The sequence below is a fragment of the Sphingomonas brevis genome (assembly GCF_023516505.1).
In the GTDB taxonomy this organism is placed as follows: Bacteria; Pseudomonadota; Alphaproteobacteria; order Sphingomonadales; family Sphingomonadaceae; genus Sphingomicrobium; species Sphingomicrobium breve.
The window spans coordinates 48,391-67,477 of record NZ_JAMGBB010000001.1 but is presented as its reverse complement, the minus strand read 5'-3'; the positions used below and the strand labels follow the sequence as shown (position 1 = coordinate 67,477).

Genomic DNA, 19,087 nt, shown 5'->3' with positions numbered 1-19,087 from the left:
CCCGTTTTGGGCGGGACGCCTCATTGGTGCAACCCTGTCGACCATTGGATCGCGCCGTTACAGTAGCGCAACACCCTTCGCCCCAGTTTGCGTGAGGTGGAACAAAGCATGGGCGATTTGGTTTCCTCTCCCAATTCGGCACTGTGTTGTGCAGGCCGATTGACGAACGGCGCGCGTGGCCGATAGGTGCGTTTGCCTCCCCCAGTACCTCCGGGGTGGCGGATGGCTGTGCGCCGCGTGTTCAATGTGGAAGGATCCGGCGCATTTGCTTGCGCTCGAGGGGGACGAGAGTTTGAGTGGGAGCACAAAAGCCAGCGGCGGCCGCGGTTCTTCAAAACCCGCTAGTCTCGACAGGAAAACTCGCAAGGACCGTTCGGGAACGGTCGGGCGGGCGCTTCGCACGGTCTATGACGACATGCTGCGCGAGGAAGTGCCGCGCGATTTTCTCGACCTGCTGCGCAAGCTGGACTGACAAGGGCGCCGGGACCGCTGCTGCCTGATGGAACGCCGGTCCATTTTCCATCGCTGGCCGACTGGCGCCATCCTCCTGCTATTCCTGACCGCGGCGCTGCTGCCGCTCGGACTCGTCCTTGCCTGGGTTACCCAGCAAAATATTCGGGAAACGAATAGCGCGCTGGTCCAGCGCGCCGATCAGCAGGCGTCGGCCGCCTATCAGGCCGTTGAAAGCCTGATTGCGCGCAACGCCCTGGCACTTCGCATAGCCGCCAATGGCGCTCTGGCATCGGGCGCCACCGATCCGTGCGCGGTGTCCGCCCGATCGTTGGCGATCGCGCCTACCGTGGCCCGGCAATTCCGCATCCGCGACCCGGATGGGCTGACGGTCTGCTCGATCGGCCAGTATAGGCCGGAACGAAACGACCTGCTCGTCGCGCCAGGCGATATCCGCATGTGGGTCTCGCCCCAGAATCTGCTGGTCTATCGCGTCGGCCTGATCGGCGGGAATGCAACAGGCGTCCTGACACGCGATGAGCTTCGCAAGGCGGCGGATGACGTGACTGACGGGCTCAAGGTCCTGACCATCGGCGACAGTGCCCATACGATGGAGATAATCGCACCTCCTTCAGTGACTGGGGAACGCGACCAGGCACTTGACCGGCGATATGAAATCGGCCGGGGCCAGCTTCAGCTTCGAGCGGTCACCATGATCGAGCGAACCACCCTCATCGACTTGCTGGTGATGCTTCTGCCCTTGCTGATGTGGGTGGCTGCAACCCTGCTCAGCTGGCTGCTGGTGCGGCGGCTGCTGCTAGCGCCCTTGGCCCGCTTGCAGCGCGCGGTGATCGAATATGAGCCTGACGCGGGAGGGCTGGAGCTTCCGAGCAAATATGGCGTGGCATCCGAAATCCAGGATTTGTCGAACGCCTTTGAACGGGCGGTGGGCCGGATCGAAGGTGCCGAGCGCGAGGCCCTCGACGCATTGGATGGGCAGCGCAGGCTGGTTCGCGAGGTCCATCACCGGGTCAAGAACAACCTCCAGGTCGTGGCTTCGCTGCTCAGCATTCACGGACGCAGTGCCGCCAAGCCGGAGGCCAAGGCGGCATATTCTGCCATCGGCCGACGAGTCGATGCGCTGTCCGTGGTCCACCGCCATCATTATGCCGAGCTTGAGGAAAATCGCGGCATCGCCCTGCGTCCGCTGATTACGGAGCTTGCTGCCGACCTTCGTTCCAGCGCCCCGGTCGAGGCGCGAGCCATGCGGATCGAGCTCAGCCTGGATGCGCCGTCGACCACCCAGGATGTCGCGGTGGCGGCCGCCTTCCTGATCACCGAAATTGTCGAATTCGCCATGCTCCGTCATCCCGACGACGTGGTGGAAATCAGCCTCGACCGGGATGACGAACTGACCGCGACGCTGGCCATCGCCTCATCGGTGCTGGTGCCGGAAGGCGATCCCGACGATGTCGCCAAGAACCAGTTCGAGCGGATTGTCGAAGGCCTGGCCCGGCAGCTGCGTTCCCCGCTCGACCGAAAACTTGGGCGTTATGCCGTCACTTTGCCGGTATTTCCGAACGCTTGACCGGCGCACCACCGCAGAATGCGACGAACCGCCAAATAAATTTTTCCTGAGCGGGAACCGACGGGGAAAAAGGGACGTTTAAGCCTTTGGATAGTGACCTTTTGCCCCCCCGCTCTCGCTATCCGACGAAATGGGCCCGGATTCGCCAACCCTCCCCCCCCCCGGTGGCGTATTCGGGCCCACATTTTCATCAGCAGCAACCGAAGTCGCCTGTGCCCGCCTGGCCGCACGCCAATGGGTGATGCGGATGGCGAGAATGGCAAACTCGTACAGCGCGTAAAGCGGCACCAGCAGCAGCAGCATCGACACGACGTCGGGCGGAGTCAGCACCGCCGACGCCGCCGCGGCGACGACGATCGCGTAGCGACGCGACTTGGCCAGCTGCTCGCGGGTGACTATCCCTGCACGCTCCAGCACCATCAGCAGCACCGGCGTCAGGAAGGCGACGCCGAACCCGAACAGGAAGCGGGTGACGAAATTCAGATAGTTGCCAATCGCCGGAAGCGCCTCTTGCGTCACTCCGCCTACATTGCCCTCGAACCCAAGCAGGAACTTCAATGCCCAGGGCATCGCCACGAAATAGGCAAAGCTGGCCCCGGCAATGAAGAAAAAGGGCGTCATCAGCAGGAAGGGCAGGAACGCCTTCTTTTCCTTGGCGTAGAGACCTGGCGCGACGAACCTCCAGATCTGCGTCGCCAGCACCGGGAAACTGATCATCAGCGCGGCAAAGAAGGCGACCTTCACCTCGACGAAGAACGCCTCGAAGATGTCAGTGTAGATGAGCTTGCCCTGGCCCGCGGCGAGTAGCGGCTGGACCAGTACGGCGAAGATCGGCTTGGCGAAATAGAGGCAGATGAAGAATCCGCCGAGCAGCGTCGCAACGCACCATAGCAGCCGTCGCCTCAGCTCGATCAGATGGTCCAGCAGCGGCGCCTTGGTATCGTCGATATCGCTGATCATGGCAGCGGACGCTCTTCGGGTGGGGTCGGATCATCGTCGGGCGCGGCCGGCGCCTCGAGCGGCAAATCGGGCTGCTCGCCTTCGGGCGGCAGCTCGGTCATCACCGGTACCGGCTCGGGGTAGAGCCGGTCGGCCGGAAATTCGGCGAGGATCCGCTCGTTCTCCTCACGCCACTTCTTTTCCATTTCCTCGAGCTCGGCCTCGCGGATTACATTCTCGATCCCGGCCGTGAAATGGCGGGCATAGCCGCGCAACTGGCCGATCCACCGACCGACCTTCATCATCACCCGCGGCAGTTCCTTGGGCCCGATGAACAATAGGGCCACCACTGCCACGACTAGCAGCTCGGAAGTGTCGACGCCGAACATCGGCGAGCGTGCGGCGCTTAGCCGCGCGTCTGGTCGTCAGCCGGCGGCGGCGCCGTCGGCTCGGCCGCGCGCGGCGTGACGTCGATCGGCTGCTGAGGCGGGATCTGCTTGGGCTCGGCCGGCTTGTCTTCGTCGCTGAGTCCCTGCTTGAAACTTTTGAGCCCCTTGGCGACGTCGCCCATCATCGCCGAGAAGCGATTGCCACCGAAAAGCAGCAGGACGAGGACCGCCAAGATCAGGATATGCCAAATGCTGAAACCGCCCATGAGGGAACTCCGGTAAGGGGAAATTTGACGCCTAGTTAGTCTTCTTCGCCGTCAGTTTCTAGCTGAAGCTGAAACAAGCTTTCTTCGAGGGGGTCGAGCAGGCCGGCGGCCTTCAGGTCGTCGATCCCGGGAAGGTCGCGCCGCGATCCAAGCCCGAAGTGGGTCAGGAAATCGGGCGTCGTCGCGTAAAGCAGTGGCCGCCCCGGTGCCTCGCGCCGCCCTGCCGTCTTGACCCAGCCAGCCTCCATCAGCACGTCGAGCGTGCCCTTGCTGATCTGCACGCCGCGGATTGCCTCGATCTCCGCGCGGCTGACCGGCTCATGATAGGCAATGATTGCCAGCGTCTCGGTCGCCGCTCGCGACAGGCGGCGCGAGTCCTCCCGCGTCCGTCGAAGAATATGGGCAAGGTCCGGCGCGGTCTGAAAATGCCAGCGCTCGCCGCGCTCGACCAACTCGACCCCATGTCCGGCGTAGCGCTCGGCCAAGGTCCGAAGCGCGGCCGGGACGTCGCCCTCCCCGGCATAGGCGGCAATGTCCTCTACCGTCAGCGGCTCGTCACTGGCGAACACTGCCGCTTCGACCGCCCGGATGAATTCGTCCATTTAGGCCGCCCTACGCACCAGCAGCTCGGCGAACGCGCCGTCCTGCTCAAGCTCGAGCCGGCCCTGCCGCGCGAGCTCCAGCGCGGCGACGAAGCTGCTGGCCAACGCCGACTTGCGATACTGCGGATCGGCCGTCGCCGGCAGGAACGCCTCCAGCGTGGTCCAGTCGAGCGCCTGGCCGATCAACGCCGCCACTCGCTGAATCGCATCCTCAAGCGTCATCACCGCGCGGTGGGCGACGACATGCATTGCCGGCGCGGTGCGCGCCTTGACGCGGCCGTAGGCAGCATAAAGGTCGAAAGCTGTCGCCTGCCATGCCGACCTGCGCACCAGTTTCAGGCCCTCTGGCGCGCCGCGGCCAAACACGTCGCGGCCCAGGCGGTCGCGGCCCATCAGCCGGGCACCGGCATCGCGCATCGCATCCAGCCGCTGCAGCCTGAGCTGAAGCCTGAGCGCCAATTCTTCCGGCGACGGATCGACCGTCGGATCCTTCGGCAGCAATAGGCAGCTCTTGAGGTAGGCCAGCCACGCGGCCATCACGAGATAATCGGCGGCAATCTCCAGCCGCAGCGTCCGGGCGCCCTCGATATAGGCAAGATATTGCTCGACTAGCGCCAGGATCGAGATTTGGTGGAGATCGACCTTCTGTTGCCGCGCCAGGTTCAAAAGCAGGTCGAGCGGCCCCTCCCAGCCGTCGAGGCTCAGGTTCAGCGCATCGTCGTCGCGTACCGGCGCAATGAACAGTTGTTCCTCATCCCCCATGGATGGAGATTAGCCGAAGATGGCGAGAATCCAACTATCATCGGCCGGGAATTTCGCTGAGTTGCGCGAGGCCAGAAGCTCGTTAAGTTGACGCGGTCAATGAAATTAAGGGGGCGCATTGAGCGAGTTTGTGCGTGTCGGGCCCGGCAGGATCCCAAGAATCGTCTGGATCTTGCTGTTCGGCATTAACGCCCTCCCCTGGCTGCTGTTCAGTTACGCCGACATTTTGGCCCTCGACGGCCATTTCGTCTCGCGGGCCGGAATGTTGTGGGGAAGGGATTTTTCCAATCAATGGTTTGGTGGAAAGCTCGCGCTGGATGGCCTGAACGTTTACGATAACGCTGCCTATCGCGAAGCCATTCGCGGCTTCGGCGCGACGGCATTCCAGAATTACTCCTATCCCCCGCATACCCTCCTTCTGGGCGCAATGCTGGCCTTCTTGCCTTATCCGATAGCGCTCTTTGTCTGGGCCGCCGGAGGGTCGATTCTACTCTACCGCGCGTCAAAGCCCTTCGTTCCCTTCAGCCCCTGGCTCGTGCTCCTCGTGCCTTCGCTGGCAAGGATACCCTATGGCCAATTCGGGCTCGTTACGTCGGCCCTCTTTCTGTTCGCTATGCGCGGATCGGGCGTCGCCGCTGGCTTCCTCACGATGAAGCCGCATCTCGGCATCCTCTTGGCGGCGGCAATGGCGGTAAAGAAACGGTTTCGCCAAATCTTCATCGCACTGGCGGTGACGGTCCTCCTTTTGCTGGTGTCGGAATGGATATTCGGCCTGGGGTCCGCCTTCCTGCACGAAGGCCTGAAAACCCAGGCGCTGGTCCTGCGGACGGGGTTCGACGCCGCCTATTTCAACGTCATGCCTTCGGCCTATGTCGCGCTCCGCCACACGGGCCTCGAATGGCTGGCGCAAGCGGCCGTCGCCATCGCCGCGTTGCTGATCTTGTGGCAGTTCCGGGCTGCAAGCCTAAGTGACCTGGCATTCCCCGTTGCTACCGCGACCTTTCTCGTCCTCCCCTATAGCTTCGGCTATGACATGGCGTTGGTCAGCATCGGATTTGCAATCATTCTCTACGCCCATTGGGCCGAGCTGGACTGGGCCGAACGAATTGTTGCGATGCTGGCGTTTTCGGCGCCCAACCTCGTCGCCACACATTGCGTGCCGCTGGTATTGCTTGCCGGGCTTTGGGTCCAGCTTCGTGTCTGGCGCCGCGATCTCGCTGGGCAATCGGCCGGCTAAACCAGCGCCAGCAGCGCATCGCGCTTAGCGAGCGCCTCGGCAAAATCCATTTCGTCGTCGGGCGTGAAGCGCATCGCCATCGCCCGCGCCAACCGCGCCGCGCCATCCGGCGAAATCTCGCCGACCGCCTTGGCAACCAGCAGCATATTCTCCATCTTTCCGTCGCAATGCAGCGCCACATCGCAGCCCGCGGCAACGCAGGCGGCCGCGCGCGACCCATGATCGCCGCCAAGCGCTTCCATGCCGATATCGTCGCTCATCAGGAAACCGTCGAAGCCGATCCGCTGGCGGATGATTTCGTGGATGACGAACGGCGATTGTGACGCCGGGTGCTCCTTGTCCCATGCGGTGTAAAGCAAATGGCTGGTCATCCCCATCGCCGCGTCGCGCAGCCGTTCGAACGGCTCGAGGTCGATTGCCAGCTCCTCCTCGCTGGCCTCGACGATCGGCAGCTCGTGGTGGCTGTCGACCAGCGCCCGGCCATGGCCGGGGATATGCTTGATCACGCCTAATGCGCCTGCACTCGCCAGCCCGTCGAGGATCGCCCTGCCGAGCGCCGCGACTTGCATCGGTTCCGATCCCAGGGCCCGGTCGCCGACAATGTCGGTCGCGCCCGGCTGGCGGACATCGAGCATCGGCAAGCAGTCGATATTGACCCCGACCTCGTTCAGCATCAGCCCCAGCGCCCGGGCGTTGACCCGTGCAGCCTCGATCGCGCTCGACGGTGCCAGCTGGTAGAGGCGGTCGAACATTTCGCCGCTCGGGAAGGCCGGCCATTCCGGGGGACGCATCCGCGCTACCCGCCCGCCCTCCTGGTCGATCAGGATCGGCACCTCGTCATGACCTTCAAGGTCGCGAAGCTCATTTGTCAGGGCGCGCAATTGTTCTCGCGACTCAATATTTCGCTTGAACAAAATATAGCCCGCTGGCTTGGCATCGCGAAAAAAATCCCGCTCTTCCGCCAATAATTGCATGCCCGCGAGACCGTAGATGACCGCCTGCATCAATTCACCGGTAGGCAGCTCTCGCCCGCCGCCTTCAGCGCGGTGCAGGCTGCCTTGGTCTGGTCGGACGACCCCGATGCGCGCAGCCGATAAACCGACTTGCCGCCGACCGTCGCTGTCTCCACCGCCTTGTTGAGCGCGGCCACCTCCGGGAAGCGGTCGGAAAGCAGCTTCCATGCGGTGTCGGCCTTTACCGTCGAGGCGTAGGCGCCGAGCTGGATCTTCGGGCCCGACGGCCCCGCAGCGGAAGCGGGTGCACTGGCCGCCGGCTTGGGCGGTTCCTTCGGCTTGGGCGGCGTCGCAGCCTGCGGTGTCTCGACGGCCAACGGCGTCATTTCTTCCGGCAGCTTGCGCGTATCGAGTGCCGAATCCGGATCCTCTCCGGCGCTGGTCGAATAGGCCGTCTCGCTGTCCCCTGCGACGTCGAGCCCGCCTGGGTCGCTTGGCTTGACCTTGTAGGGTCCGGGATCGGCTCGGATCAGTTCGGGAGCGCCGCCCACATCCGGGTTTTGCCGGCCGATCCAGAACATCGTACCGGCAACGATCGCTCCGGCCAGCAGCACCAGCAACAAAGCGACCAGCATCTTACGGGCGGAGATGGCGCGTGGACCGTCCTCATTCTCGACAGCCTCCAGCCAGGGCAGTGACTGGTCGTCATATGCCTGCGCGTCGCTCATCTTTTCCTCTTCTCCCCTCGCTCTTCGCGCATCCTAGGGGCCGCGCGGCTAAGATGGGAGGGGGCCGGGAAGATTTTTCCAACCGATCCTCTATTCCCCTTGGGAGAGAGGAGGCTAGGCCACCGTGCAGCTACGGCCGATCGACTTCAGGTTGCTGCACAGCTGCTTCGCATGCTTCTTCGAAGGCGTGCCGAGCTGCAGGCGGTAGAACCGTTTCGACCGGATCGAGATCGGCTCGATGCTCTTCGGCATGGTTACCAGGTAGGTATAGTCGCGAACGGCGCTTCGCCACGCGGCTTCCGCCTGCCCCTGACTCTTGTATACGCCCAGTTGCACGGTCTTGCCGCGAACCACCTGGGCGGTCGGGTCGACCGTCGGCCGCAGCGGGTCAGCCAGCGGCGGCAGCGCGGCGATTGCGGAGGCAGCATCCGACGTCACGGGCTCGATCTCGGCCGCTTCTCCGGCTTGCTCGGCGACAACCTCGCGATAGGCGGCGCTAGTCGGGACCGCCTTGATCCGCCGCTGCACCTTGGCCCTGGTCCGACGTACTGGGGCAGGTGCCTGCGCCGCCGGAACAATCACCGGTTGCGGTGCGGACAGTGCCGGCAAGACCACTTGCGGCTGCATCTCGACCGGTGCCGGAAGCACTACAATGGCTTGTGGCGCCGCTGGCTCCTCCGTCGGAAAAAGCGAGACATCGCGCATCAGCAGGGTCACGACCGCCACCAGCCCGATGGCACCAATTGCCGCGGCCATGCCGGCGCTGCGGTTCGAGGTCTTGCGTGGCGGCGCGCGGTAGGGTTCGAGCCAGGGCAGTCGTCCCGGATCCCGTGCCACCCCCGCATCGGCCATCATCGCATCTCCTCGGCGGCCTCCACGCCCATCAGGTCCAGGCCGTTCCTGATAATCTGCCCAATTCCTTGCGCCAGTTCCAGCCGGCTACGAGAAATTTGTGGATTATTTTCAAGGAGAAAGCGGCGCTCCGGATCGTCGTTTCCACGATTCCACAGCGCATGAAAAGCGGCCGCCAAGTCATAGAGATAAAAGGCGATCCGGTGAGGCTCATGGGCCATGGCCGCGCTCTCGACCGTCCTTGGATATTGTGCGGCAAGCTTGACCAGTGCCAATTCTTCACTGTCGAGCAGAGACAAATTTGCCTCGCTACCGAGCGAAACGCCGGCTTCGGCTGCCTTGCGCTTAAGCGAACAGATCCGGGCATGGGCATATTGGACGTAGAATACCGGATTGTCCTTTGACGCCTCGACCACCTTGGCGAAGTCGAAATCGAGCGGCGTGTCAGCGCGCTTGGTCAGCATCATGAAGCGGACCACATCCTTGCCGACTTCGCGCACAACATCGGCCAGCGTAACGAAATTGCCGGCACGCTTGCTCATCTTGATCGGCTCGCCGGCCCGGAGCAGCTTGACCATCTGGATGATCTTGACGTCCAGGTCGACGCGGCCGTCAGTCAGCGCAGTGACCGCTGCCTGGACCCGCTTGACGGTTCCGGCATGGTCGGCGCCCCAGATGTTGACCAGATGGTCGGCATTCTCGGTCTTCTGCAAATGATAGGCGGCATCGGCGCCGAAATAGGTCCATGATCCGTCCGACTTTTTCATCGGCCGGTCCTGGTCGTCACCGAACTGGCTCGACCTGAACAGCGTCAGCTCGACCGGCTCCCAATCGTCATGCTCATCAAGGCTTTTGGGCCGCTCCAGCTGCCCTTCATAGACCAGCCCCTTGGCGCGGAGATTGTCCATCGCCTGTTCGACTTTGCCCGACGCCTGGAGCGCGGCTTCCGATGCAAAAATGTCGTGATGAATGTTGAGCAGGCCAAGGTCGTGCCTGATGAGCTCGATCATCGCCGCAACCGTCTTGGCCTTGAACTGCTCGAGCCATTCGGCTTCCGGCGCATCGACGAACCTGGCGCCGAATTCGCCCGCCAGCAAAACCCCGACCGGCTTTAGATAGTCGCCCGGATAAAGACCTTCGGGAATCTCGCCAATGTCCTCGCCAAGCGCCTCGCGGTAGCGGAGGTGCGCCGACCGGGCGAGCGTATCGACCTGCGAGCCGGCATCGTTGACATAATATTCCTTGGTTACCCGGAATCCCGCCGCCTCGAGCAGCCGGGCCAGCGCGTCGCCAACTACCGCGCCGCGGCAATGTCCCATATGCATCGGCCCGGTCGGGTTGGCCGACACATATTCGACGTTGACCCGCTCATTGTTGCCGACGTCCGATAGGCCATATTCGTCGCCTTCCGACAGGATCGTCACCAGTTCATCGCGCCAGCTGGAGTCTGCCAGGCGCAGATTGATGAATCCCGGTCCGGCAATTTCGACCGAGGTAACGCTGGGCAACGCCTCGAGCTTCGGCTTGATCGCTTCCGCCAACGCGCGCGGATTGGTCCCGGCGCCCTTGGCCAGCACCATCGCCGCATTAGTCGCAAGGTCGCCGTGCGACGGATCGCGCGGCGGCTCGACCGCCACCGACTTGCGGTTCAGTCCGGCTGGCAGCTGGCCGGCGTCGGTCAATTCATCGAGAATGCCGTCGAGCAGCGCGGAATAGCGGGCGTATAGGGACAATTTGGCTCACCGAACGAATAGGAATCCGGCGCGCTCTAGCGGTTCATGGCCACTTCGCCAACTTTAGGAAATAAAAGCCCTAGTTGCCGCCGGCCGACGACGGCGGCGCGTAGACGATCCGCCATTCGGTCTTCTCGCCAGATGCGACCGCCACCATCTGCGCTTGCGGCGCGCGATTATGCTTGGGCGGCCCGAAGGCGAAATGGCTGTGATCGCCCTCATCGAGCGACTCCGCGAGGGAATAGCCCGCGGTGCGATAGGCCGCCGCGATCTGCCAGTGAGCGATGCCTGGACGCCGCGCAATATCAATTGCCCTGCCGCGGAGATGATAACTGTTAGCGACGCCGCCGACGCGCCGGTTATGTTCGGGACTGCGGTAAGTGCTTGTCACCTGGCCCCATTGCGAGCCGATTTGCCTGACGCTGCCCATGTCGACCGCGCGGCCGGCAGGTTGCTCCATCGCCCAGGTGCCCGCGGGCAAAGGTTCACTACTGGCCGTCTTCAGCTTGCCCCACTGGACGGGCTTGGCCGGCTGGACCGGCTTCCCAAGTTCGCGGATGCCCCAATTGGTCTCCGCGGCGGCAGGAGCCGTCGCGAAAGCCAGCACCATCAATGCGATCCCCGCTCGCACCATGACTTGCCCCTTTTCACGCTCAGCGCTCCGTATAACCCAAATTTAACGTGGATTGGGAGTCTGTTGAGGCAAGGCGCCCATTCTAAGCGTTCATCGGTTCACCGCCGCGACAGCTTGCCGGGCGCATCTCCAGTGGCGTAGGGGACTATCGATGCACCTCATCCGAAGCCTGTTCCTCGCTGCGGCGCTGCTGACGCCAGCGGTCGCAACGGCCGCGCCCGAACAGTCCGCACCGCTACCTTCCGAAATCCGACTGTCGGACGAAGAGAAGGAGAAGGTGCTGGAGGCCGCGGCTGCCCGCAAGCGCGAGCATGTCGCTCCGACGGCCGAGGAGCTTGGGTCTCAACCGGTCCAGGTTCACGGCGAGGTCGGGGTTACACTCGGCACGGGCGGCTATCGTTCCATTTACGGCACTGTGTTCACGCCACTCGACGGCGATGGCTTCGCCGCCATGTCATTCGAAACTACCGATTTCGGCAAAAAAGACCGATACTTCGATCCCTGGTTGCGCTGAACTCAGCCTTCTTCGACCGCGATCACCGCCGACAACGACATCCAAATGCCGACCAGCACGACCAGCGCCGCCGCCGCAATCAGCAAGTCTGACCGGATCAGCGGATCAAGGATCAGGTCGAGCACATCGTAAATCGACACGAACGCCACCACCAGCAGCGCCAAGAACCACGACAGGTCGCGCGCGAAGCTACCCGATTTGAGCCGCCACAACACCGCGAAGAAGGCGATCATGAACAAGGGCGGCAACAGCCAGGCAACCCAGTCCGCCTTGATGATATCTTCCAGAAAGGCCCACATTCCGGCCAACGCCACCGCATTGGCAGCCAGATACCACCATGAGAGTTTTGGACGCACAGGCTTACCCACCTAATAATCTCCCCTCGCCTTCATCAAGGAGCCAAACCGACCCGGAGAGTCAATGGCGCACAGGTTAGAATCGGTCAGGTAGATTGACCGGTCCGACGAGTTCCTGGTGGCGGGCAATTGCGAAGCGATCGGTCATTCCCGCCAGATAGTCGCCGATCCCCCGAAGCCGCTGCTCTTCTCCCTCCGCGCGCTGCCAGCCCGCTGGCAAGGCGGATGAATGATCGCGGTAGAATTGCGCGAGGTCGCCAACGATCCGCTGCGCCTCGATGCGGATGGGCCGAAGGGCGTCGCTATCGTAAAGATTGGCATAAAGGTGGCGCTTGAGGCTGCGCTCCTCGTCCTCCAACCGCGCCGAAAAGCCGACTAGCGAACGTCCGGCATTGCGGATGTCGTCGATCGTCTCGACCCCCGATTCGACCACCCTAAGCCGGGTTTCTTCCAGCACGTCGCCAACCATCGATCCGATTCCGTCGCGAACCAGTGCCTTCAGCTTCTTCCCCCGGTCCAGTCCGGGATGGCGCAGCTCGATGTCGGCCCAGTGACGCGCGACAAACGGCTCGCTGACCAGCGCGTCGAGATTGAGGATGCCGGATCTCAACCCGTCGTCGATGTCATGATTGTCGTAAGCGATATCGTCCGCGATCGCCGCAACCTGCGCTTCCAGGCTGGGCCAGCTGCCAAGTTCCAGGTCGACTGCCGCATTTGCTTCAGCCATCGCCCATTTGGGCTTGGCGACCGGCCCATTATGCTTGGCCAGCCCCTCAAGCGTCTCCCAAGTCAGGTTGAGGCCGTCGAACCCCGGATATGGATTTTCGAGGCAGGTCACGAGCCGCAGCGTATGGCCATTATGGTCGAACCCGCCGGCGTCGGTCAGCGCTTCGTCGAGCGCTTCCTCGCCGCCATGGCCAAACGGCGGGTGGCCCAGGTCGTGGGCCAGGCACAGGGCTTCTGTCAGATCCTCGTTCAACCCCAGCGCACGGGCCATGGTCCGCCCGATTTGCGCCACTTCGATCGAATGGGTCAGGCGGACCCTGAAATGGTCGCCGTCGGGCGCGACGAACACCTGCGTCTTGTGCCGCAGGCGACGGAAGGCGACGGAGTGGACGATTCGGTCGCGGTCGCGCTGGAACAGGTCTCGCGGCCCACGCGGCGCCCGGTCCTCCTCGGCGAAGGCCCGTCCGCGCGATTGCGATGGCTGCGCGGCGAGGGCCTTGGGGAGGGTCATGTCTTGGAGAGTTTCTCGATCTTGATCTTTGCCGGTGTGCGGGTCCAGCTAAAGCCGTCGACGCCTTCCTTTTCAAGCTTGTTGACGAACGCCTGGGACTCGCTCTTGCTGTCGAACGGGCCGACCAGCAGGCGGAAATAGTCCTTGCCGCCGGTGACATAGCCAGCGCGCGACTTGAGCAGCTTGCCGGCCTTGGCCGACAGCTTCCGATATTCGATCGCCATGCGGTCCTGGTTGGACCCACCCGCCAGCTGGACCCAATGGGTTCCGGCAACGCCGAGCCTGGCAGCCTCCTCCTTGGCCTTCTTTTCCGCGGCCAGCTTCTCCTCGCGCGCCTTCTTCTCGGCTGCTTTCTTGGCAGCGGCCGCCTTGACTGCCTTGTCGTTGGAGGCGGTGGCAGCCGGCTTCTTTGGTTCCACTTTCGGCTCAGGCGCGGGAGGCGCCTCCGCCAGTGTCGCCAGCAGCTTGTCGATCCCGGTCAAATTGCTTTCGGCAGCGCTTTCCTCCCCGGCGGCCAACTGAGGTTCGGGCTGGGCCGGTTTCGCCTTGGTCTCGACAGGCGCCTGGTTGATTGCCGTCGGCGCGGCGCCATTGGCCGACGGCAGGCTAAAAGACGGGGAGGCCGTGGCAACCCTGTCTGACGGCAGCGTGAAAGCTGGCGAAGGTGCGGCTTTCACCGGCGGCGGATCGGCCGACGCCAGCTTGACCGGCTGCTGCGGCTTCGTAACCGGCGGGCTCAAAGGTCGGCCGCTGTCCGCGGCCGGGCCACGCACCGACACGGTAGGCTGGTTGGCCCGCAGCGCGGCCGGAAGTTCCGGGGTGCTGTTGGAGGCCTGCGCCAGCGCCACTCGCTCTTCGGGATTTTCCGGGAAGATACCGAGGTGGACCGCCGCAGCTTTTTCGGTGGTGCTGAGGTTGGGAAGGTACCGGAAGAAGGGCGCGAACCGGGCCGACCCGCCCGGCATCACTGCCTCGATCGCTTCCGCCGCGGCAATCTGGTCGCCGACCAGAGCCAGCACGAACGCCCGCGTGCGTTGAGCCGCCGCATCGCGCCGGTTGAGCAGCGGCTGGATCGTGTCCAGCGCCCCCTTGCGGTCGCGGCCGATCGCCAGGCTCAGCGCCAGCCGCCGGCGAGCCTCGTCGGACCCGAGCGATGCAATCGCCAACCGATAGTCCGCCTGAGCCGCCTTGAGGTCGCCCTGCAGGTCATGCGCCATGCCGCGATCGGCGGCCATCACCATCGGTTGAGCACCAAGCCGGCTTGCCTGGTTGAAGTAGAAGATCGCGCCGTCGGCGTCGCCCATATGCGCCATCGCCGCGCCCAGCCCGACCTTGGCCGCCGCGGCGTTTGGATTGACCTCTTCGGCCCGGCCGAAGAAGCCGGCAGCGGCCTGGACGTCGCCCAGCTCAAGCGCGGCCTTGCCGGCGCCGATCAATGCATTGAAGTCGCGCGGGGATGCCGCCAGCACGCGAATGTTGCGCGACAGTGCGTCCGCCGCGGTCTCGGCGGCAGCCTGGGCAATTGCGGGGGATGAAGTTACGCAGGTTCCGGCAATTAGCAGCGCGGCCACTGAGGCATTCACCAAAGCTCGTTTCAGCATGTTATTCTCATGCTGGCTCCAAGCTTTCGCAAAGCTGTCATGGAAAGGGCCGGCGCGACGGAACGTTGCGGCCCGGCGACAAACCGGGCCGCAGCTTAACCGTGGTTACTGATTATTCTGCCGATTGAGGAAGCGCGGGATGTCGAGCGGTTCGCGGCGGAAGCCCGGCGTCGGCTCTTCATCGATTTTGGCCTGGGCCGCGCCCCTGGCGATGTTCGACATCCGCTCGAATAACGTTCCGGACGCGGCGGCGGGCTTGATCTCGTCCGCATCGATTTCCGCAATCTCTTCCTCGTCTACCGGCGGAGCGATCGGCGTCCCCAGGACTGGGTCGGCGAGGATGTCCTCGCTGTCGAGAAGCAGCTCGTCAGTCACCTCTTCGTCCTCACCAAGGTCGAGCGGCTCTTCCTCATCCTGCGGAGCGCTGGTGGTGGCGATCGGCGCCGGGGCCGGCTCCGCGGCCGGTGTTGCCGCTGGCCGGCTCGCGGTCGGGAAGGTGAATACCTTGCCCTGGGTCGGCTGGACGAGAGCCTCGGCCTCGATGCCCGTGGCAACCACCGATACGCGGATCTTGCCGCCAAGGTCGTTATTGAACGCCGATCCCCAAATAATGTTGGCGTCGGGGTCGACCAGCTCCTTGATATGGCTGGCAGCCTCGTCGACTTCCATCAAACGCATGTCCTCGCCACCGGTGATCGAAATGATGACGCCCTTGGCGCCCTTCATGCTGACTCCGTCGAGCAACGGGTTGGAGATCGCCTTTTCGGCGGCCTCGATCGCGCGATTGTCGCCCGACGCCTCGCCGGTTCCCATCATTGCCTTGCCCATTTCGCCCATCACCGAACGGACGTCGGCGAAATCGAGGTTGATCAAGCCGGGCATGACCATCAGGTCGGTGATCCCGCGAACGCCCTGCTGCAGTACCTCGTCGGCCATCTCGAACGCTTCCTTGAAGGTCGTTTCCGAAGTGGCAAGGCGGAACAGATTCTGGTTGGGGATGACGATTAGCGTATCGACATGCTTTTGCAGCTCTTCGATGCCGGACTCGGCGGCACGGCCGCGGCGGGCGCCTTCGAAGGCGAACGGTTTAGTCACCACGCCGACGGTCAGGATGCCCTTGTCGCGCGCGGCCTTGGCGATCACCGGAGCGGCGCCGGTCCCGGTACCGCCGCCCATGCCGGCTGCGATGAAGCACATGTGCGCACCGTCGAGCATCCGCTCAATCTCGTCGAGCGTCTCTTCGGCTGCGGCGCGGCCGATCTCGGGGCGCGAGCCCGCGCCCAACCCCTGGGTAATCTTGAGCCCAAGCTGGATGCGGCGGTCGGCAGCCGACGCATTGAGCGCCTGCGCGTCGGTATTGGCGACCAGGAACTCGACGCCCTGGACGTCGGAGCGGATCATGTTGGCGATTGCGTTGCCGCCGGCGCCTCCGACACCAATGACACTGATCCTCGGGCGAAGTTCGTCAACTTCCGGCCGGATGAAATCAATGCTCATGGACTAACCCCTCCCCCTGCGCTGCTAGCGCGTTGAACCGTCAACGAGAATCCATGAATCATTGCGAGTCTCGCGACAAGCGGAAAAGTTAACGGACAACGAAAAAACTCGTGGATTGTGCCCCTATAGACTCACCATGATTCAATATGGGACAGGCAAGAAAATCCAACAGCCGTTCCAGCATGCTGGGGGCATGCCGGCCATGCGGCTACTCGCCGTTAACGTTAATATTAGTCCGGAATTACTCGGCGGATCTTGGGGACGCCGATTAGCCACCAAAGCGCCGCTGCCGCGCAGACAGCTGCCGTCAACTTGAAGGCGTTGTCATAGGAACCCGTCCAGTCGATGATCAGGCCGGTGACGATCGGCATGATGATCCCGGGTACGTTGCCGAGGCCGTTCTGAATGCCGATGAACGTACCCGACGCCCGCGGGCCGGCGAATATCTGGGCGATGGCGTATAGGTTCACCCCGCCGGTTGCCGCCGCCGCGCCGAATATGACCAGCCATAAGCCGATCGTTGCTGCGTCCTCCGCTTGCATCAGCGCCAGGATCGATACCGCCATCATCACGTTGCCGCCGACCATCAGCGTTCGTCGGACCAGGGCCTCGTCGCGGCCGGCGCGGACCAATCGATCGGACAGCCAGCCTTGCCCGACAGCGCTCAACGCCTGCGCAATGAAGCCGAGCGTCGCCAGGTAGGTCATGTCGGTGATTGAAAAGCCGCGCGTCTTGGTCAGGTACAGCGGCACCCAGATAATGATGAAGTAGAGCGGGTAGGTCGCGCCGAAATGGCCGATGCCCATCGCCCATACCTCCTTGGTTCGGGCGGTGATCCTTATCGGCACCGGCGGTTCGCGGCCGGCCGGGGCAAAGGTCGGCAATCGCCGGGCTGTCAGCAGCCAGGGAATAACCCACAACAGGGTGATCAGGCCGAAAACCACGAACATTGGCCGCCACCCATAGGATGCGACCATCAATCCACCGGCAAACGTGCCAACCACCGGACCCAGCGCGATCCCCGCTGCCACAACACTATTTGCCAGCCCCCTATTTTCAGGCGCGACGTGGCGGGCGATAACTTTAGACGCTCCGGGAAAAGTGATGCTTTCCCCAAGACCGAGAAACAGCCGAAATATGACCAGCGACAGCAGGCCGCCCACCAGGCCCATGGCCAGCGTGCTAAGCGCCCAGACGGCGATGCCGATGGCGATCAGCCGGTAGACACACCAGCGGTCGCAGGCCCAGCCGATGAAGAATTGGATCGGCACATAAGTCCAGAAGAAGGCCGACACCGCATAGCCATATTCGGTGTTGCTAAGGCCGAGTTCCGGTTTGAGCACCGGCGAAGCGATCGCGATTGCCCCCCGGTCGATATAGTTGAGGAGGATCGCCAGGCCGATCAGCAGGACTAGCGCCAGGGTAGCCGGCCGTGCCGTTGTAGTCGCAACCGTCGCCATCGATGCCCCCCGCGTTTCGAGACTCTAGAAGCCACCTCGCATTGCTGCAATCAGGCGGCCGACCATACCGGTTGCCGGCTTGCGCTCGCGCGCGGCGCCCATCGCCAGGTCGCGAATGTCGCCGCTCCCTGCACCGGCCAGCATCGCCAGCCCGACCAGGGTCGAAAATGCCGGGCCGCTATGCGCTTCCGGCAACCCCGTAATCGTCCTTGGGCGTCCGACACGCACTGCTCGGCCGAGCACGCCCTGCATATAGTCTGCGATATTCTTAAGTTCGGCGCCGCCGCCGGTCAGCACGACCTGCCGCCCGACCGGCCCGGAGAAACCGAGGCCCTTCAGCGCCGCCTCAATCTCGTTGGTGATCTGCTCGGTCCGTTGGCGGATCACGGTGATCAGCTGGGCATGGGTGATCCGTAGCGGCTCGCCGCCGTCCTCGCCGCCGATTGGTGCTGCCTCGACCATCTCATGATTATCGCGCGGGGAGGTCATCGCCGACCCGAACCGGCACTTCATCCGTTCCGCCTCGCGCCGTTGGACTCCGAAAGCGCAGGCGATGTCGTCGGTAACGTCCTTTGCTCCGAGCGGGATCGAGCGCAGGCCGACAAGCATGCCACCCGCGTGAAGCGAGACATTGGTCACCTCCGCGCCCATCTCGACCAGCGCGACGCCCAGCTCCCGCTCTTCGGGCGTCAGGCAGGACATTGCCGCCGCAACCGGCGAAGCGACGATCGCCTTCACACCGAGGTGCGCCGAGCGGATCACATAATCGATATTGCGGAGCGGCGCCGGGTCGGCCGCGACGACATGGATATCGACTCCCAGCCGGTCGGCGTGAAGGCCAATCGGATGATTTACACCTTCGACTCCGTCGATCGTGTAGAGCGCCGGATGGGCATGCAACACGACCTGGCCGTTGCGATCGATCGCCCCGCGGCCGACGGCAAGCAGCTCGTCGATGTCGGATTGCTCGACCTGGTGTCCGCCCAGCTCAACCTCGACATTGGCAATGTCGCTGACCAGTCCGCCTGCGGCAAAGCTCGCCCAGACATCGTCGATCGTCACTCCGCTGATCCGCTCGGCGATCTCGACAGCCTCGCGAACCGCCACCTCGCTTGCCTCCATGTCGGTGACATAGCCACGCTTGACCCCGCGGCTCTCCCGCTGGCCGGTGCCGAGCACACGCAGCCGCCCGTCAGGGTCGAGCGTGACGATCAGCGCGCTGACTTTGGACGAGCCGATGTCGAGCGCGGCAATCAGGGGTTGGTCGTTGTTGGCGGCCATGCTGCTGT

The 19,087-nt window shown here is 63.7% G+C and carries 20 protein-coding genes; 4 read left to right on the top strand and 16 right to left on the bottom strand.

The window, feature by feature from the left end; all coding sequences use genetic code 11:
• Nucleotides 1-244 precede the first annotated feature (244 nt).
• Nucleotides 245-472 (top strand): NepR family anti-sigma factor, encoded by a 228-nt coding sequence (locus tag LZ518_RS00350; RefSeq protein ID WP_249914077.1) that lies wholly within the window; start codon nt 245-247, stop codon nt 470-472.
• A gap of 27 nt (nt 473-499) precedes the next feature.
• Nucleotides 500-2,038: a sensor histidine kinase gene (locus LZ518_RS00345; protein WP_249914076.1), complete on the top strand. Its 1,539-nt coding sequence runs from the start codon at nt 500-502 to the stop codon at nt 2,036-2,038.
• Between the two features lie 78 nt (nt 2,039-2,116).
• Here the strand turns inward: LZ518_RS00345 and tatC are convergent, their stop codons facing one another.
• Genes tatC through LZ518_RS00320 form a run of 5 tightly spaced genes read right to left on the bottom strand, consistent with a single transcriptional unit; the run spans nt 2,117 to nt 4,996 of the window.
• The gene (tatC, locus tag LZ518_RS00340) at nt 2,117-2,998 is read right to left on the bottom strand and encodes a twin-arginine translocase subunit TatC (RefSeq protein ID WP_249914075.1); all 882 of its coding nucleotides are present in this window, start codon (nt 2,996-2,998) and stop codon (nt 2,117-2,119) included.
• Nucleotides 2,995-3,366 (bottom strand): Sec-independent protein translocase protein TatB, encoded by a 372-nt coding sequence (gene tatB, locus LZ518_RS00335; RefSeq protein WP_249914074.1) that lies wholly within the window; start codon nt 3,364-3,366, stop codon nt 2,995-2,997. The genes tatC and tatB overlap by 4 nt, the downstream gene beginning before the upstream one ends.
• A 17-nt stretch (nt 3,367-3,383) precedes the next feature.
• Nucleotides 3,384-3,632 (bottom strand): twin-arginine translocase TatA/TatE family subunit, encoded by a 249-nt coding sequence (locus LZ518_RS00330; protein WP_249914073.1) that lies wholly within the window; start codon nt 3,630-3,632, stop codon nt 3,384-3,386.
• Between the two features lie 35 nt (nt 3,633-3,667).
• A complete protein-coding gene (gene scpB, locus LZ518_RS00325) occupies nt 3,668-4,234 on the bottom strand; it encodes an SMC-Scp complex subunit ScpB (protein WP_249914072.1) in 567 nt (188 codons plus the stop codon).
• A complete protein-coding gene (locus LZ518_RS00320; protein ID WP_249914071.1) occupies nt 4,235-4,996 on the bottom strand; it encodes a segregation and condensation protein A in 762 nt (253 codons plus the stop codon).
• Nucleotides 4,997-5,114: 118 nt separating this feature from the next.
• Here LZ518_RS00320 and LZ518_RS00315 point away from each other — a divergent pair, with 118 nt between their 5' ends.
• The gene (locus LZ518_RS00315) at nt 5,115-6,233 is read left to right on the top strand and encodes a glycosyltransferase family 87 protein (RefSeq protein WP_249914070.1); all 1,119 of its coding nucleotides are present in this window, start codon (nt 5,115-5,117) and stop codon (nt 6,231-6,233) included.
• On the opposite strand, the gene nagZ is transcribed toward LZ518_RS00315, so the two are convergent.
• From nagZ to LZ518_RS00290, 5 genes are all read right to left on the bottom strand, one after another.
• Nucleotides 6,230-7,237 (bottom strand): beta-N-acetylhexosaminidase, encoded by a 1,008-nt coding sequence (gene nagZ, locus LZ518_RS00310; protein ID WP_249914069.1) that lies wholly within the window; start codon nt 7,235-7,237, stop codon nt 6,230-6,232. The two genes, LZ518_RS00315 and nagZ, sit on opposite strands and share 4 nt — an antisense overlap.
• Entirely contained in the window at nt 7,237-7,914 is a 678-nt protein-coding gene (locus LZ518_RS00305; protein ID WP_249914068.1) for an SPOR domain-containing protein, read from the bottom strand. The genes nagZ and LZ518_RS00305 overlap by 1 nt, the downstream gene beginning before the upstream one ends.
• 114 nt (nt 7,915-8,028) lie before the next feature.
• Nucleotides 8,029-8,769 (bottom strand): SPOR domain-containing protein, encoded by a 741-nt coding sequence (locus LZ518_RS00300; protein ID WP_249914067.1) that lies wholly within the window; start codon nt 8,767-8,769, stop codon nt 8,029-8,031.
• On the bottom strand, nt 8,766-10,499 hold the full coding sequence (gene argS, locus LZ518_RS00295; protein ID WP_249914066.1) for an arginine--tRNA ligase: 1,734 nt from the start codon (nt 10,497-10,499) through the stop codon (nt 8,766-8,768). Before argS ends, LZ518_RS00300 begins: the two co-directional genes overlap by 4 nt.
• Nucleotides 10,500-10,578: 79 nt before the next feature.
• A complete protein-coding gene (locus LZ518_RS00290; RefSeq protein WP_249914065.1) occupies nt 10,579-11,133 on the bottom strand; it encodes a D-Ala-D-Ala carboxypeptidase family metallohydrolase in 555 nt (184 codons plus the stop codon).
• A 151-nt stretch (nt 11,134-11,284) separates the two neighbouring features.
• Here LZ518_RS00290 and LZ518_RS00285 point away from each other — a divergent pair, with 151 nt between their 5' ends.
• Nucleotides 11,285-11,647, top strand: a complete 363-nt coding sequence (locus tag LZ518_RS00285) for a hypothetical protein (protein ID WP_249914064.1) — start codon at nt 11,285-11,287, stop codon at nt 11,645-11,647.
• Nucleotides 11,648-11,649: 2 nt separating this feature from the next.
• Here the strand turns inward: LZ518_RS00285 and LZ518_RS00280 are convergent, their stop codons facing one another.
• From LZ518_RS00280 to ftsA, 6 genes are all read right to left on the bottom strand, one after another.
• Nucleotides 11,650-12,015, bottom strand: a complete 366-nt coding sequence (locus LZ518_RS00280) for a hypothetical protein (protein WP_249914063.1) — start codon at nt 12,013-12,015, stop codon at nt 11,650-11,652.
• 64 nt (nt 12,016-12,079) lie between these two features.
• Nucleotides 12,080-13,240 carry a deoxyguanosinetriphosphate triphosphohydrolase gene (locus tag LZ518_RS00275; RefSeq protein WP_249914062.1) on the bottom strand — a complete coding sequence of 387 codons (1,161 nt, stop codon included), beginning with the start codon at nt 13,238-13,240 and terminating at the stop codon, nt 12,080-12,082.
• Complete coding sequence (locus tag LZ518_RS00270; protein WP_249914061.1) at nt 13,237-14,841, bottom strand: SPOR domain-containing protein; 1,605 nt, start codon at nt 14,839-14,841, stop codon at nt 13,237-13,239. Before LZ518_RS00270 ends, LZ518_RS00275 begins: the two co-directional genes overlap by 4 nt.
• Before the next feature lie 105 nt (nt 14,842-14,946).
• Nucleotides 14,947-16,338, bottom strand: a complete 1,392-nt coding sequence (gene ftsZ, locus LZ518_RS00265; RefSeq protein ID WP_249914060.1) for a cell division protein FtsZ — start codon at nt 16,336-16,338, stop codon at nt 14,947-14,949.
• A 230-nt stretch (nt 16,339-16,568) separates the two neighbouring features.
• Nucleotides 16,569-17,798 carry an MFS transporter gene (locus LZ518_RS00260; protein ID WP_249914059.1) on the bottom strand — a complete coding sequence of 410 codons (1,230 nt, stop codon included), beginning with the start codon at nt 17,796-17,798 and terminating at the stop codon, nt 16,569-16,571.
• A gap of 24 nt (nt 17,799-17,822) precedes the next feature.
• On the bottom strand, nt 17,823-19,079 hold the full coding sequence (ftsA, locus tag LZ518_RS00255; protein WP_249914058.1) for a cell division protein FtsA: 1,257 nt from the start codon (nt 19,077-19,079) through the stop codon (nt 17,823-17,825).
• Between the last annotated feature and the right edge of the window lie 8 nt (nt 19,080-19,087).

Excerpts from the sequence above, each read along its gene's own strand:
- LZ518_RS00350 (WP_249914077.1), top strand. The coding sequence starts at position 245 with ATGTGGAAGGATCCGGCGCATTTGCTTGCGCTCGAGGGGGACGAGAGT.
- LZ518_RS00345 (WP_249914076.1), top strand. The coding sequence starts at position 500 with ATGGAACGCCGGTCCATTTTCCATCGCTGGCCGACTGGCGCCATCCTC.
- scpB (WP_249914072.1), bottom strand. The coding sequence starts at position 4,234 with ATGGACGAATTCATCCGGGCGGTCGAAGCGGCAGTGTTCGCCAGTGAC.
- LZ518_RS00330 (WP_249914073.1), bottom strand. The coding sequence starts at position 3,632 with ATGGGCGGTTTCAGCATTTGGCATATCCTGATCTTGGCGGTCCTCGTC.
- ftsZ (WP_249914060.1), bottom strand. The coding sequence starts at position 16,338 with ATGAGCATTGATTTCATCCGGCCGGAAGTTGACGAACTTCGCCCGAGG.
- LZ518_RS00285 (WP_249914064.1), top strand. The coding sequence starts at position 11,285 with ATGCACCTCATCCGAAGCCTGTTCCTCGCTGCGGCGCTGCTGACGCCA.
- LZ518_RS00260 (WP_249914059.1), bottom strand. The coding sequence starts at position 17,798 with ATGGCGACGGTTGCGACTACAACGGCACGGCCGGCTACCCTGGCGCTA.
- LZ518_RS00305 (WP_249914068.1), bottom strand. The coding sequence starts at position 7,914 with ATGAGCGACGCGCAGGCATATGACGACCAGTCACTGCCCTGGCTGGAG.
- ftsA (WP_249914058.1), bottom strand. The coding sequence starts at position 19,079 with ATGGCCGCCAACAACGACCAACCCCTGATTGCCGCGCTCGACATCGGC.
- LZ518_RS00290 (WP_249914065.1), bottom strand. The coding sequence starts at position 11,133 with ATGGTGCGAGCGGGGATCGCATTGATGGTGCTGGCTTTCGCGACGGCT.
- LZ518_RS00300 (WP_249914067.1), bottom strand. The coding sequence starts at position 8,769 with ATGATGGCCGATGCGGGGGTGGCACGGGATCCGGGACGACTGCCCTGG.
- nagZ (WP_249914069.1), bottom strand. The coding sequence starts at position 7,237 with ATGCAGGCGGTCATCTACGGTCTCGCGGGCATGCAATTATTGGCGGAA.
- tatB (WP_249914074.1), bottom strand. The coding sequence starts at position 3,366 with ATGTTCGGCGTCGACACTTCCGAGCTGCTAGTCGTGGCAGTGGTGGCC.
- LZ518_RS00275 (WP_249914062.1), bottom strand. The coding sequence starts at position 13,240 with ATGACCCTCCCCAAGGCCCTCGCCGCGCAGCCATCGCAATCGCGCGGA.
- tatC (WP_249914075.1), bottom strand. The coding sequence starts at position 2,998 with ATGATCAGCGATATCGACGATACCAAGGCGCCGCTGCTGGACCATCTG.
- LZ518_RS00320 (WP_249914071.1), bottom strand. The coding sequence starts at position 4,996 with ATGGGGGATGAGGAACAACTGTTCATTGCGCCGGTACGCGACGACGAT.
- LZ518_RS00270 (WP_249914061.1), bottom strand. The coding sequence starts at position 14,841 with ATGCTGAAACGAGCTTTGGTGAATGCCTCAGTGGCCGCGCTGCTAATT.